We start from the raw sequence: 15268 nt of genomic DNA, 5'->3' as shown, positions 1-15268 counted from the left end.
AAGTAAATTTTCAAAAAAATGATTATTTAGTCACGTTTTTAGCCCTTTATTTTAATTTGTTAAATTGTTATCCATATATCAGTTAGGGGGAATCTAAGCAAAATTCAGGTTAATTAAACAGGTCAGAGAGAAATATGTAGTAATGAAATCGATTATTTATAGCAAAATATGGCCTATGGATTGAAGGTATTTGGGGGGAATATAAAGGTCATAATTATTCTCTTTGCAAAGTATTCTTAGTTCAATTGCTGAGTTAACTGATAGTTTCTCATAGATACTTTCGAAATATTTTTCCACGGTGCGATATGAAATTTTCATTTCGTCAGCGATATATCTATTGCTAACGCCACGGCAGAATAAAAAAATGACTATCCATTCTTTCTCTTTTAATACCTTGTTAGGTTGTTGAAATCGGATTGATATAGGAATATTGTTCTCCATATAATGAGATACGGTAAAGTTATGTATTTCTCTGGCGTGAGAAATTATGCCAATACACTGCTTATTTTCATCCATTAATGGATATTTATCACAGAAATAGGATGTAGCTTGTTCGTTTTTGGCTTGAGGGAAAGTGCTAATAGATGATATCCGTTGCATACCCTGCAATACCTTATGATCATGTTCCTCAAAAAGATGAGCGAATTGATTAACTGGTGAAGGTAATTCTTTATCGGTATACCCAATAATATTAAAACCTTCAGGTAGCTTATTAGCTTTAATGAACATTTTATTTGCATAAATAAAGCGGAACTCCTTATCTTTTACAAACCACGGTTCTGAGCTTTTATCCCACATATTAGTTAATTGAGGAGTAATAAAAGGGACTTTTTTACATCCTGATTGACTCATATTTGACCTTTATAACATTATTACCTTATAAAAAATTTGAATAAATAGACGATATTTATAAGTAAGACAATAAGAACCTTTTTGGCGCATAGAGATCAAAACTATTTAGTCGACAATATTCCTCCAGTTGTGAATCTGAGTTAACTTTCAATTTATTATAAATCTTTCTTATATATTCCTCTATGGTTTTATCTGAAATTTTAAGTAATTGACAGATTTGTGCCCTACTATATTTTTGCAGAAATAGAAAGACAATTTCCCACTCCTGTTCATTAAGGAGGTGAGTCGGTGATTTAAACATAATAGAAGCAGGTAGTTTACTATGAAATAGCCGAGTTATTGAATTATCCTGGACTGCCCAGGCATGGAAAATAATACCGATGCATTCATTTTTATCATCATAGAGTGGAAATTTTTCCTGAAAATAAGAGGATAAAACTTTCTCTCGGCCAAATACATGTGTCTCTAATGATAAAATATTTTCTCCATTTTTATTATCTGCAAATCATGTGTAATAAAATTTCTGGAAAATTCATTGCCCCTCCAGGGAATGTCACTATCGTATTTACCTTCATAGTCATAGTTGGCATTTATATTTTGAAGTTTAATTAATGCATCATTACCATAGAGAAAGCAGGAAGATTTATCTTTTATTCCCCACGGTTCATTGCTTGCTTCCAAGGTGTTGATTACTTGTAGAGAAATAGTCGAATTTTTTCTAGTCATATTCATGTAATATTTTGATTTAGGAAAACATTATGCTTTCTTGTTGCGACAATTTTTCTGGTGCGTTGAGCTCAAAGTCGTTAAGACAACGATATCCCTCTGGTTTTTGGTTAGTGTATTTTTGTAAAAATAGGAAAATAATAGCATGCTTAACTTGAGTAAAAAGTTTAGATGGTGTTTGACCTATAATAGTTGCTAGTAATTTTCCATAAAACCGACAGGTTAGAGAAAAAACTTTTGTTTTATTTACATGAAATAGAGTACCAATACAGCGCTGTGAATCTTCATATTCTGTAATAGGTGCCGGTAATTCACTTGCTGAAAGTTCGGTAATATCAAAATTTTCAGATAAGTTGAGTGGTTGGCAAAAAAACGAATTGGCATAGATAAATTTTGACTGGCAATGTTTAGCTCCCCAAAGATTATGGTTTTTTTTCCATAGGTAAACTAATTGCGGAGTGATATTATTTTTTTTGTTTTTTATGTTTAACATGACAACTCCTTAATGAGTATTTGAATTATTATCTGAAGAGTTTTTCTACTGATTTTATTTAAAATAACCTGATTATATAACAGATTGCAATAATTAATTCGTATAAAAATGAAATTTATCGATTTTTACCTATATCTGTTAATCAAATTGTTTATTATTTTACGTAAAAATACCTCTATGTGTGAAGATATAAACATCAGTATTGTTTAGTACTAAAACTATTTAAATCGTTTTATGCTGGTTTGATTTAATAGTTAACATCCTTTCTTGTATTTTTATTTTCCTTGGCTATCGAAATCATATTGTATGGTTTTTGTTCGTAAATTAAGACGTTGCCTGTAATAATAATAAATCGATGAGCATGATTAGATTAGATTCGAATGAAGTGATTTCGTTGATTTCCGCATCGAAATAAATTGCCTCGTCATACAGTGCAAAGTGCACATCAGCCAGTGAAGCCAATGGATTAACAGATGAGCGGGTAAATGCAATGACTGTCATACCAATATTATGAGCAATGCGTACTTTATCCAATACCTGTTCTGTCTGACCGCTGCGAGAGATAGCAATAAAAACTTCATATTTCATCGCATTATTTAGGAAGATCTTACTGCTATCTCCCGGACTGGATCTAAAAGCCGTTTTCCCTAGTACTTGTAATTTCTGCGTCAAATAATTGACAAATAGCCCGGAAAAACCAGCTCCATAGAGAAAAAAGCTTTCTTTCTCACGAAGCAGAGTACTAAAACACGACATTCTTTCTGGTGTGACCAACGTGAAAGTTTTACGGTAATTAGTTACGAAGTGTTCAAATGCATCAGGAATTATCTCATCATGATGAGGTTGCGTATTCCCGGAAATGGACATTCCACCGGACAGCAGTTGTTTGCAGTACCAAATAAATTCACTATAGCCACTAAATCCTAGTTTCTGGCATAGACGCATAATCGTGGCGGGAGAAATGAACGTGGCTTTTGCCAGCTCACGTACTGTAATCTGCCCAATTAACAATGGATGCGCGGTTAAATAGGATAATACGCGGTATTCCGCGCGAGTTATTCTTTCGCTGCGCTGTAATAGAGGTGCTAACCGATTATCCATTATTTATCCAGTGATAATAGGCAGATAAACTGCCATATCCATAGTGTTTTTGATCTTGCTGATTCTTATATACCCGTTATCTTTCAAGTTGCCTCTTTGTTGGCTGCACTCGCTCACCCCGGTCACATAGTTCTCTATGCTCCTGGGGATTCGCTCCCTTGCCGTCGCGATGCATCTTGAAATCCATAGGGTATAGCATCAATAACTTAAATATTGATTTTGCCGACCAGTCGAAGGCAATAGAGAGATTTATCAAACATCTCCGCTATATGCTTGGTAATCGAATTGTGGTGAATTTTTTTAATCTCCTCAAGACAGTGATTGCCGGACAGTGAGCCGGCTCGCATAAAAATCTTCTTTCCTATGCAAGAAAGGCAGATTATAGGTTAAATATGGGTTAAATTGCCTCACCGTGGCGCCAAGCTTGGTTAAGTATAGGCCAATAACCTTGGTTAGCTGCGATCATTTCATCCAGAATCGCTTTGGCTTGTTGCATAGTGGGAACGGTACGATTCAGTGTGAATGCTTGCAGCACTTTCTCATAGCTACCTTCTAATGCCGCTTCCACTAACAACTGTTCTGAAGCCAGTTGTTGCGCTAGCAGCGCCTGATGAAACTGTGGTACGTTCCCTATACGCACCGGTTCAGGGCCTTGAGCGGTAATGTAAGCAGGTATTTCCACCATTGCATCATAAGGTAAGTTAGCGATAGCGCCTCTGTTCTCGGTAATCACCAGATGGCGCTGGCGCAAATCAAAAGCCAGTGAACATGCTACATCAACAATAAAAGCGCCGTGTACCCCGATGTGGAAAGCGTCGGGCAAAATGCCTGTGCGTTTAAATTCATCCGCTGCTTTAAACAACTTCTTTTCGCGACCGTCCATTACTTCATTGGCGCGGGTATAGTCAGGATTTTGGCGCTCAACAATGTGGTTTGGCATCAGATAGTATTGTAAATAGGGATTAGGAATATAATCAGGAAAATGGTCCATGATCGGCTTGATATTCCGCCAGGTTTTAACCCATGACGGATCAGAATGTTGCGGATCTGTCTGTGCTGCATCCGCAGTCAGCAGGCCATGCTGAGCGATATGACGACGCAATTCAGGCAAATGATCTTTTCCGTTCACCCATACCTTGGTAAACCAGCCGAAATGGTTCAGACCAAAGTAATCGACGGTAATATCATGGCGATCCACACCTAAAATTGCTGCCATGTTGCGCATAGCGGCCACTGGCATATCACAGATATTGAGTACCCTAGCTTGTGGACGTAAACGGCGTATTCCTTCGGCAACGATAGAGGCAGGGTTAGAGTAATTTACGATCCAAGCGTTATCTGAGTAGCGCTCCACCAAATCGATCAATTTCACCATTGGCATGATAGTACGTAGGCCATAAGCCAATCCGCCAAGACCACAGGTTTCCTGACCAATTACGCCGTGGCGTAAGGGGATCTTTTCGTCCTGTTCTCGCATTTTGTACTGACCAACGCGTATTTGGGCAAAGACAAAGTGGGCGCCGCTAAAGGCTGTTTTTGCCTCGCTGGTTACGACAAAGCGAATCGTCTGGCTATGCTCACGTATCACTTTTTCCACTACCGGCGCAATAGTATCTTGCCGGTGAGTATCAATGTCGTACAAACGAATTTCCGTTAATGGGAAGTCGTTTAGCCGTACCATCAGGCTTTTTACAATACCTGGCGTATAGGTACTACCGCCGCCGGCGATAGTTAAAATGAAAGAGGAGTTAGCCATATTTGTGCTCCTGTTAAAGTGCTTCTTCTACGGCTTCACGCACCTTTTTGACGTGCAGACCGTAAATTACTTGAACGTTATTTCCCTGACAGATGACACCTTTTGCGCCAGTCGATTTAAGCTTGTTTTCGTCAATGAGCGTGGTGTCATGTACCGTTATACGCAGTCGGGTGTAGCAATTGTCGATAGTGACAATATTCGTTGTACCACCTAAACCGCAGATGATTTGTTGTCCCGGTTTGTCATCATCAGCAACTTGATACTGTTTCTTGCTATAGAGGCGTGTTTCCTGATCGTCACTTTCTCGTCCGGGGGTTTTCAGGTCGTAATGTAAAATGAGGAAGCGGAATGCGAAGAAATAAATTACCGACATGATTAGCCCTACGGCGATATACATCGGCCAGTTAGATTTTTCGGTGCCGAGCGGTAAGTTGTACAGTATGAAGTCGATTATGCCATTAGCGCCGATAGCATGTACGTCGAGTAGATAAAACAGCATAAAACCTAAGCCAGTTAACACGGCATGAACGCCAAATAGTAGCGGAGCGACAAACAGGAAAGAGAATTCAAGTGGTTCTGTCACGCCTAATAAAAAAGTGGTCGTAGCGGCAGGGATGAGAACAGCTTTTGCTGCGCTTTTCTTTTCTGGGCGGGCAGTGACATACATTGCCAGTGCAGCGGCAGTCAGGCCAAACATCTTGCTGATCCCTCGTGCATCCCATACCACACTGTTACTGAGTTGATGTACGGTCGGGCAGGCCATTTCAGCAAAATAGATATTACGCGCTCCTTGATGAACAGTGCCGCATACCTCAGCAATGCCCCCTAATTCGGTATACAAAAAGGGCGTATAAACCAGATGATGTAAACCTAAGGGGATCAGAATACGCTCCAGAAAGCCATATATGGCGACTCCAAATGGCCCGGACTCATGAATACCGTGAGCAAGGGCGCTGATGCCCCGTTGTGCATAGGGCCAAATATCACTCATTAAGTAGCCCGACATAACAGCCAGCGGGATCATTAGAATGGCGACAAAACAGTGCCCGGAATAAATTGCCATCACACCATTAAACTGTTTTGACGAATAACGGTTATAGCAATAACCCGCCAGCGCACCGATCAGTATCCCGGCAAAAGCACCCATTTCTAACACTTGCACCCCTAGCACTGTACCTTGACCAACATTGCGCATTTGCGTTTCTGGCGCCAATTTTCCCTGTAATGCTAAAGTGACGTGCATAGCGTTGATAAAAATGACGAAAGTAACCAAGCCGATCAGGGCGGCATAACCTTTATTGCGTTTTGCCAGCCCAATAGGAATTCCAACAGCGAAAATCAACGCCAGATTGCTCAATATTGAAACAGCAGATTGGGAGATCAATTTCCCGGATTGCTGAATTAACCAATGGTTTAAAAATGGAAAATATTCTGCAAGGTTGCCGTTTCCCAATACATTGCCAAAAGCAATAAATAGCCCAACGATAGGGAGAATTAACACCGGGCCGTACAAAGATTTGCCAAGGTTTTGCAATGCATTAATGATCCTTTTCATTAAACTTCTGTTCCTTGCTATAGATATTATTCGATTACATAAAACTAAAGAGACAGATTAAGAATAACAGCTCAGGAGGGTAAAATGACACTTATCTGATTGTTTTAAATAACAAATGACTGAAAAAGTAACATGTAACTTTTAAACGTGTGAGTACATTCGCAAATCAATTTTTGTTACAAAGGATTGGCAGAAGAGGACAATTATGAGTCATAATGCTTGGAGTTTAGGTAGTAAAAGAGTAATTACGGTGGTGACATGGCTAAAATCTGGTGATGATTTGAAAAATTGAATGTTGTATCTAGCTGATATACCAGATCATTCTGCATAGAGGATCGTCTACTAGTGTTACCAGTCTGTTAAATGTGTTGCCTGCCGGGTTTTCTCTGGCAAAGATAGAGAGATTATACCCTATGGATTTCAAGATGCATCGCGACGGCAAAGGAGCGAATCCCCGGGAGCATAGATAACTATGTGACCGGGGTGAGCGAGTGCAGCCAACAAATAGGCAACTTGAAAGATGACGGGTATAAATGTTTATCGGAAGCCGACAAACATTGCTGCATTAACATCCTTCCTTAGTGATTTGAACCAGAAATCAATCTGACTGACATGTCTTTTGTTAAAATGGTTATTGGGCCTATCGCAGCGATTTTTGTTGGTAATTCAAGCCAAAAGCCTTATTTGGTGGGAGTCGGTTAATTGAATCACTATTTTTCTTTTGATCTAGTGATGGTAAGAATAGGGGGATTACCGGAGAGCAGACATTGAATATCTATCCGTTACGCAGCTTGAGCATAGATCAAGTACAGAAACAGAAGTTTCATCCAGTCATCTGCCGCCATTCTGGCGCAGGTTTAATTACTATGGGGGATTTAGGGTTGGTTCCGGGTCTTAATCAGTTACAGATAATGCAGTGTGTTACATGCGTTGAAATAAAGAATATTTGGGATAGACCATAATGGGTCAACGAAGACATCTAACGCAATACGAAGTGGAAAGAATGCTGGAAATGGCGAAGAAGAGCCCTAATGGGGAGCGCGACTATTGTCTGGTATACATGAGTTTTGTTCATGGCTTACGTGTCAGTGAAGCCAGGTATCTACGGTTATCTGATCTGGATTTGGAAGATGGAAGTTTGTATATCCGACGTTTAAAAGGCGGATTTTCTACTATTCATCCTCTTTTGGGCTATGAAATCCAAGCGATCAGGGAGTGGTTTAAAGTCCGTAAAACCTTTCGGGGGGCAGAAAGTGATTGGTTATTTCTGTCACGTACCGGGAGACCGCTAACTCGCCAGCGCATTTATCAAATTATTAGTCAATTAGGACGATTGGCTAATATTTCCGTAGATTCGCATCCGCACATGTTGCGCCATGCCTGCGGTTTTGCGCTTGCAGATAGGGGGATAGATACTCGGTTGATACAAGATTATCTTGGGCACAGTAATATTCGCCATACTGTACGGTATACCGCCAGTAATGCAGAGCGTTTCCACGGTGTTTGGGGTGTGAAAAGGAATCGGCAGCGAGAATTACACTTTGATTATGTCCCAAAGGAAAATGCTTGTTCAATTGAATAAGTGATTCTGATGTATGCGCCTTAACAGGCGCATACATAAAGACCATCTTAAAATAGTGTGACTTTTAAGATTCTCATGCTGAAAGTTCCTTAACTATTGCCCCATTTCTGTAGTATTAGCTTCCCTTTTTACAATCCAGCGAACCTAATTTGCTCATCAGCCTTGTCTCCTTTTTTCAAAAGGTTTTTTTGAAGCCGCTTCCTGAACTTAATTGCTTAATATGGATTAATTTTTGTTCAAAATGGCATAATAATCTGTCAGTAGATAAATGGTTGTATTGTTATATTGGAATTATTTAAATAGTATGTTAATAGTATTACTGATTTTTATTTAATAACTTATTTCTTTGATTACCCGTGCTGACGTAATCCTGTATCAATTTAGGAGGATTGGTGAATGGAAAGTGAGTTATTGGTTTACGAAACCCCTTGGGCTGGGAGGTAGGCAAAAACGATGGCAGGAAAAATGTGAGTAATCTCAAAAAATTGCGATTTTATTTCACATAAGTATTGAATGAAAATTAGTCATGTTACACACTCGTTGAAACGTTTCAGTTTTTTTATCCCTTTTTCTTTTTTATTGGACTTAATGCTTTTTTCTCTGCGTAAACTGAAACGATTCTATTTTTGGCAATAGGGAGAAAATTATGTTCCAGTTGGCTCTGCACAATATCCATACTGGTGCAATTGCGACCAGTAAAGAGGATGCCATTCGCCAGGTGGCGGCCATGCTAGCCGCAAATGGTAACGTCAGTGATGCTTATGTTGACGGCATGCTGCAACGTGAAAAGCAAATTTCCACCTACCTTGGCAACGGTATCGCCATTCCGCATGGCACACTAGATACCCGCGATTTGGTAATGAAAACCGATGTACAGGTATTTCACTTCTCACAGGGTGTTGAATGGGATCAAGGAGCGATGTGTTATGTGGTTATTGGTATTGCTGCACGTTCCGATGAGCATTTGGCGTTACTGCGTCAGTTAACACACCTTCTGAGCGATGATCGTGTTGCTAGTCAGCTAAGAACAATTGAATCAGCACAGGCACTGCATAGCTTGCTAATGGGAAAAGTTCAGCAGCCTGAGTTTAAATTCGATACCAGCCTGATTACGCTAGATGTTAACGCCCGCGATCTAATGACGCTACAGGCATTAAATGCCGGCCGGTTACAGCAAGTGGGGGCTGTGGATACGACCTTTGTCAGCAAAGTGATTAACAGTAAACCGTTGGATCTTGGGCAGGGCATTTGGCTAAGCGATAGTCCCGACGGTAATTTAACCAGCGCTGTGGCAGTGAGCCGATTGTTCACGCGGGACAACGAACCGGTGGTGATGTTGTTGACCGTTGCGGTTGCCGACGACCAGCCGCTAAATGTGTTGCATCACCTAAGTAACTTGTTATTAGCACAAAAAACGGAGTATTTGCTGAAAGCTGATGCGCCGACAGTGCTGGCATTACTGACCAGTGGCGTACAGGCACAGAGCACGATATCCAACGGGGAATTTGTTCTGTGCAACGAGCATGGCTTACATACCCGTCCTGGCGCTGTGTTGGTTAATGTTATCCGGCAATTTTCCAGTGAAATTACCATCATCAATCTTGATGGCGCCGGTCAACCGGTAAACGGCCGTAGTCTGATGAAAATCATGGCATTGGGGGCTAAAAAAGGGCATCGGCTTCATGTTACTGCTAATGGCGATGATGCGCAGCAGGCGATAGCTGCCATTGGTGAAGCGATTGTTTCCGGTTTGGGGGAAGGGCCGAGTAAGTAAAAACCCCCAGTTGGCAGTGATAATGGCGCGCGTCTATCTACAACCCTTTTAGCTAACATCAGGAGAAGCATGATGAAAACACTGCTTATCATTGATCCTTCACTTGGGCTTGCCGGAAGTTATCTGGTGAAAACAGTCCTCAGTGCCGCTGCGGTGAAAAACGGACTGATACTAACAGAAGATCCAGCGGAAGCCGATTTAGTGGTCATGACCGGCAGTCGCATCCTCACCGATAACGCACTGAACGGTAAGCTTGTTTATCATGGCGACACAGAACTGGCTTTACATGCGCCAGAAAATTTCTTTCAGCGGGCGAAAACTGATGCGCAACCGTATCAGGTATCAGCAACTGATATCAGTTGTGATACAAAACGCATTGTTGCGGTTACTGCTTGCCCTACTGGCGTAGCACATACCTTTATGGCCGCTGAAGCTATCGAAACCGAAGCCAAAAAGCGCGGCTGGTGGGTAAAGGTGGAAACTCGCGGTTCGGTAGGTGCGGGCAATATTATTACATCGGAAGAGGTAGAAAAAGCAGATCTGGTGCTGATCGTTGCAGATATTGATGTAGATCTGGCGAAATTTGCAGGAAAACCTATGTACCGTACTTCCACCGGGCTGGCGTTGAAGAAAACAGCGCAAGAGTTTGATAAAGCGCTGGTCGAGGCTAAACCTTTCCAGCCGGCAGGGCAGAATAGTACTAAAACCGGGCAAGGAGAGGAGAGTAGCGGCATTTATCGTCACCTGTTGACCGGCGTCTCTTATATGTTGCCGATGGTAGTGGCGGGTGGCCTGTGTATCGCGCTGTCATTTGCTTTTGGCATCACGGCATTTAAAGAGCCGGGTACATTGGCAGCCGCGCTGATGCAAATCGGGGGTGGTTCAGCTTTTGCGCTGATGGTCCCTGTGTTGGCAGGTTACATTGCTTTCTCGATCGCTGATCGTCCAGGTCTGACACCCGGTTTGATTGGCGGCATGTTGGCAACCAGCACGAACGCGGGATTTATTGGTGGTATTATTGCGGGTTTTCTCGCCGGTTACATAGCGAAGTTGCTTAATACCAAAGTGAAATTACCGCAGAGTATGGCAGCGTTGAAACCGATCTTGATCATTCCGCTATTTGCCAGCCTGATCACTGGTCTGATTATGATCTACGTTATTGGTAAACCCGTCGCTGGTATCATGTCGGGGCTAACGTACTGGCTTTCTAATATGGGGACAACCAACGCGCTCCTGCTAGGGGCTATTTTGGGTGGGATGATGTGTGCTGATATGGGGGGAGCGATAAACAAAGCTGCCTATGCATTTGGTGTCGGTTTGCTTAGCTCGCAAACCTATGCGCCAATGGCTGCCATTATGGCTGCGGGGATGGTTCCACCGTTGGCGATGGGAGTGGCGACTCTGATTGCTCGGAAGAAGTTCGATAACATTCAGCGGGAAAGTGGTAAAGCTGCATTGGTGTTAGGACTGTGTTTTATTTCCGAAGGTGCGATTCCTTTTGCTGTCCGCGATCCGATGCGAGTGCTCCCATGTTGTATCGTTGGCGGTGCGGTGACGGGAGCGATCTCTATGGCCGTGAGTGCGCAGTTGATGGCGCCGCACGGCGGCCTGTTTGTGCTGTTGATCCCAGGCGCTATCACGCCAATAGTAGGTTATTTGATGTCGATTGTTGTCGGTACCCTGTTGGCAGGATTGATTTATGCATTACTTAAGCGTCCAGAAACGACCACGACTAAAGCATAAAGTCAGAAATTATTAGTTATCAAACGAAACTAATTGAAATTGCAAGAAATTACCTCTTTATTCGTGACCTCGTTCGCATTCTTGCTATTTTCCGATTGTTATTTGCCTGCTTAAATTAGATATAAATACATTCAAAAAAATGAAGAATTATTATGAGTCGTGGGCTGTTGAAAAAAGAGGGGGTTGCTCAGGCGTGTCTGGCGCGTTATCTGCTAGGTGAGCACTGTGGTAATCGGTTGAAGACGATTGAAGAGCTGTCGTCTGACTATGGGTTATCTGTTGGGCTAGTTCAGTTTGCATTAAAAAATTGGAGAGTTCTGGCGCGGTTTACGTGGAACGGCGGGGGCGCAATGGCAGCTATTTGGTCAGTGTGGATCACAAAGCGTTGTTAGCTCATGCTGATATTAATAACGTGGTTTGCGCAATGCCGCTGCCTTATACCCGATTGTATGAAGGATTGGCGAGCGGCTTGAAAGCGCAATTTGAGGGCATTCCGTTTTACTTCGCCCACATGAGAGGTTCAGATGCTAGGGTGGAATGCCTGCGTGATGGTATTTATGACTTGGCGGTGGTATCGCATTTGGCGGCGCAAACTTATCTGGAACAAGGTGATGTCCGCGCTGTACTTGAATTGGGGCCGCATACCTATGTTGGCGCACACCAATTGATTTATCGTAAAGGAGGTGAACATAATATCTGTCGTGTCGGGCTGGATCATCGTTCTGCTGACCAGAAGATTATGACTGAAGTGTACTTTGCCGGGCAGGATATTACGTTGGTGGATATCTCTTACCACGAAAGCCTGTATAAGGTGGCGAAAGGTGACATTGATGCAGTGATCTGGAACGTTAGCAGAGAAATTGAACTGAGTTCTAGGGATCTTATTGCAGTACCGCTCCGTGGAAGCGCATGTTTTATCCAGGCCTCTGAAGCGGTGGTTTTAACCAGGACTGATGACATTCTGATTCAACAACTTTTACGTACTATGGTGAATAAAACAGAGTTGTTGGCTCATCAACAACGTGTACTGGCAGGCCAGCAGGACCCAAGCTATTAACTTGGCATGGATGGCGTTAACGAAATGGAAAATCGGCTGAATCTGCTCTGTCAGGGAAATGTCATTGATCAGGATATCTGCGATGGCATGTTACAGGTTGTGGCGCAGCTTGAAAATGATTGGGAAATTCCTGTCAGGAATGCGCTAGGAGAAATTGTAATAACACATATGGCTAACGCGTTGATGCGCTCACGCCGGGGAGAACAAATCAGTTCAATGGATATTGAGCTGCTGATGGAAATGCGTCAATCGAGTGTCTTTTCTCATTTGCAAGCGGTTAACGCTTCGCTACTGACACATTTTGACGTGCAATTACATCCCTGTGAGGAGGGATACCTGCTGGCAAATTTGTTTAGCCTTTGGGTGGCAAAGGAGCAGTGGTAAACCACCGCAGAGATGAGGGAAATTTTTTTTTCCATCAAATATTCAAAAAAATGATGATTTAACATCTAGCTTTTATACTGGCATTGATCGCCGAAGAAGTACAGGAGGTACAGCATGTTTATGCATGCGCTGAACAAACAAAATCCGGCACTGATTGAGGCGGCCCAGATGTTATGGGCGCGAGGGGCCTTACTGCCTGATACTTATGTTATTGACGTTGATCAGGTTTTAGACAATGCCAGACGGTTGCTTGCGGTAGCGGAGCATCATGGTATTGCTCTCTACCTGATGACCAAACAGGTTGGGCGTAACTCCTGGTTGGCGCGTAAACTGATAGAACTGGGTTATCAGGGTGTCACCGCGGTGGATTTTAAAGAAGCCAGAGTCTTGATGAGCGGGAAGATCCCGGTGACTCATGTAGGCCATCTGGTACAGATCCCTCGCAATATGGTCTCCTCAGTGATGCAGCAACATCCGGAAGTGATCACAGTATTTTCTTTAGAAAAAGCGGAGGAAATTTCCAGTCTGGCGCAACGTGAGGGAAATGTGCAATGCATTATGCTGAAAATCTATGATGATCATGATCATTTATATCCTGGTCAGGAAGCGGGTTTTCATTTGTCGGAATTGAACACCGTCGTTCAGCGCATTATGGCGATGCCCGGTGTAAAGCTGACGGGGTTGACACATTTTCCTTGCTTGCTGTGGCAGGACGTCCAGCAAGAGACACTGCCGGCGCCGAACTTATTTACTTTACTGAAAGCAAAAGACATTTTACGACAGGCAGGGATTGAGGTGACGCAGATAAATGCGCCGTCGGCGTCAAGCTGTAGCACACTACCGTTACTGGCGAAATATGGTGTTACCCATACCGAGCCTGGACATGCGCTAACAGGAACAATTCTTGCCAATTATCGGGGGGAACAGCCAGAACGCATTGCTATGCTCTATCTGACAGAAATATCCCACCGATTTAACGGTAACAGCTACTGTTATGGCGGCGGTTATTACCGTCGTGGACGGGCGCATAATGCGCTGATATTCCTGCCAAACGGCCAGATCGCCTCCACTCACCTGTTACCGATGGATGACACCAGTATTGATTACCATTTTCCCCTGAGCGGTGAATTTCCGGTCGGTTGTGCTGTTATGTTGTGCTTTCGCACTCAGATATTTGCTACACGCAGTGATGTGGCGTTGGTTAGCGGTATTCAGTCAGGGCATCCGGTATTGGAAGGGCTTTATGACAGCCAGGGGAACCCTATTTCGATTAATGGAGAAAACGACCCGTGAATAGATGCATTTCCATTCTCTTCACCTCCATCCTCTTTATCTTCGGACCATCTTACTTATGACTCAGCAAAACAGAATTGACGCATCTGGCTATACCTATGCGCACGAGCACCTGCATCTCGACTTATCATCATTTAAAAACAACATTGACTGCCGGCTGGATCAGTACGACTTAATTTGTGAAGAGATGAAAACACTGATCAGCTTGGGTGTACACAATATTGTGGAGATGACCAATCGTTACATGGGACGTAACCCACAGTTTATGCTGGATCTGATGCGGGACTCCGGCATTAATGTAATAGTTTCGACTGGCTATTACCAATCTGCCTTTTTTCCTGAGCATGTAGCACATACCACAGCTCAACAATTGGCGGATGAAATGATCGCTGAGATTGAGCAGGGTATCGACGGTACAACGCTGAAAGCCGGAGTGATTGGGGAAATTGGTTCCAGCAAGGGGGTAATTACGCCGGATGAAGAGAAAGTATTTCATGCTGCGGCTATAGCTCATTTGGAAACTGGGCGTCCTGTTTCGACACATACGACATTAAGCACGATGGGCCTTGAACAACTGGCGTTATTGAAAAGCACGGTGTAGATGCTGAGCACGTAGTTATTGGTCACTGTGATCTGAAAGACAATCTGGACAACATTTTGCGCATCATTGAACAGGGGGCTTACATCCAGTTCGACACGATTGGCAAAAACGATTATTACCCGGATGAGAAGCGGATCGCCATGTTACAGACTTTGGCCCAGCGTGGCTTACTTAACCGTGTCATGTTATCGATGGATATTACCCGTCGTTCTCACTTAAAAGCCAATGGCGGTCATGGTTTTGCCTATTTGATCACCACCTTTGTGCCGATGCTAAATCAGGCTGGATTAACGCAAACCGATATTGATTTGATGTTACGTAATAACCCAACGTTATTTTTCAAATAAAGGA

Annotated in this window: 12 protein-coding genes and 2 pseudogenes; 7 read left to right on the top strand and 7 right to left on the bottom strand. The window is 43.0% G+C overall.

The genetic code is table 11. The features are described 5' to 3' along the window. Positions 1–156: 156 nt before the first annotated feature. The 7 genes from TI10_RS04005 to TI10_RS03980 all read right to left on the bottom strand — a co-directional run bounded on the left by TI10_RS04005 (position 157) and on the right by TI10_RS03980 (position 6483). On the bottom strand, positions 157–852 hold the full coding sequence (locus tag TI10_RS04005; RefSeq protein WP_049581913.1) for a helix-turn-helix transcriptional regulator: 696 nt from the start codon (positions 850–852) through the stop codon (positions 157–159). Positions 853–907: 55 nt separating this feature from the next. Next, on the bottom strand, positions 908–1153 hold the full coding sequence (locus TI10_RS26440; protein WP_336431634.1) for a helix-turn-helix transcriptional regulator: 246 nt from the start codon (positions 1151–1153) through the stop codon (positions 908–910). 444 nt (positions 1154–1597) lie between these two features. Beyond that, a complete protein-coding gene (locus TI10_RS03995; protein ID WP_049581911.1) occupies positions 1598–2071 on the bottom strand; it encodes a hypothetical protein in 474 nt (157 codons plus the stop codon). Between the two features lie 324 nt (positions 2072–2395). Continuing rightward, positions 2396–3172 carry a MurR/RpiR family transcriptional regulator gene (locus tag TI10_RS03990; RefSeq protein WP_049581910.1) on the bottom strand — a complete coding sequence of 259 codons (777 nt, stop codon included), beginning with the start codon at positions 3170–3172 and terminating at the stop codon, positions 2396–2398. 206 nt (positions 3173–3378) lie between these two features. Beyond that, entirely contained in the window at positions 3379–3519 is a 141-nt protein-coding gene (locus TI10_RS24815) for a hypothetical protein (RefSeq protein ID WP_155416459.1), read from the bottom strand. Positions 3520–3569: 50 nt separating this feature from the next. Continuing rightward, the gene (locus TI10_RS03985; protein WP_049581909.1) at positions 3570–4928 is read right to left on the bottom strand and encodes a 6-phospho-alpha-glucosidase; all 1359 of its coding nucleotides are present in this window, start codon (positions 4926–4928) and stop codon (positions 3570–3572) included. A 13-nt stretch (positions 4929–4941) separates the two neighbouring features. Further along, positions 4942–6483, bottom strand: coding sequence for a PTS transporter subunit EIIC (locus TI10_RS03980; RefSeq protein WP_049581908.1), 1542 nt, complete (start codon positions 6481–6483; stop codon positions 4942–4944). A gap of 961 nt (positions 6484–7444) precedes the next feature. Between TI10_RS03980 and TI10_RS03975 the strand changes: the two genes are divergently transcribed. The 7 genes and pseudogenes from TI10_RS03975 (at position 7445) to TI10_RS03940 (ending at position 15264) form a co-directional block, all read left to right on the top strand. Then, positions 7445–8065 (top strand): tyrosine-type DNA invertase, encoded by a 621-nt coding sequence (locus TI10_RS03975; protein ID WP_049581907.1) that lies wholly within the window; start codon positions 7445–7447, stop codon positions 8063–8065. A gap of 646 nt (positions 8066–8711) precedes the next feature. Then, on the top strand, positions 8712–9839 hold the full coding sequence (gene fruB / locus TI10_RS03970; RefSeq protein WP_049581906.1) for a fused PTS fructose transporter subunit IIA/HPr protein: 1128 nt from the start codon (positions 8712–8714) through the stop codon (positions 9837–9839). Between the two features lie 72 nt (positions 9840–9911). Beyond that, positions 9912–11582 (top strand): PTS fructose transporter subunit IIBC, encoded by a 1671-nt coding sequence (gene fruA, locus TI10_RS03965; RefSeq protein ID WP_049581905.1) that lies wholly within the window; start codon positions 9912–9914, stop codon positions 11580–11582. Between the two features lie 152 nt (positions 11583–11734). Then, a pseudogene (gene yhfZ, locus TI10_RS03955) lies at positions 11735–12639 on the top strand (GntR family transcriptional regulator YhfZ). Between the two features lie 24 nt (positions 12640–12663). After that, on the top strand, positions 12664–13023 hold the full coding sequence (locus TI10_RS03950; RefSeq protein ID WP_049581901.1) for a hypothetical protein: 360 nt from the start codon (positions 12664–12666) through the stop codon (positions 13021–13023). Between the two features lie 114 nt (positions 13024–13137). Further along, positions 13138–14316 (top strand): YhfX family PLP-dependent enzyme, encoded by a 1179-nt coding sequence (locus TI10_RS03945; protein WP_049581900.1) that lies wholly within the window; start codon positions 13138–13140, stop codon positions 14314–14316. 58 nt (positions 14317–14374) lie between these two features. Next, positions 14375–15264, top strand: a pseudogene (locus tag TI10_RS03940) (phosphotriesterase-related protein). Positions 15265–15268 lie beyond the last annotated feature (4 nt).

Source organism: Photorhabdus luminescens subsp. luminescens (assembly GCF_001083805.1).
Classification (GTDB): domain Bacteria; phylum Pseudomonadota; class Gammaproteobacteria; order Enterobacterales; family Enterobacteriaceae; genus Photorhabdus; species Photorhabdus luminescens.
The sequence above is the reverse complement of the archived record's forward strand: the minus strand, read 5'-3'. Positions and strand labels throughout refer to the sequence as shown.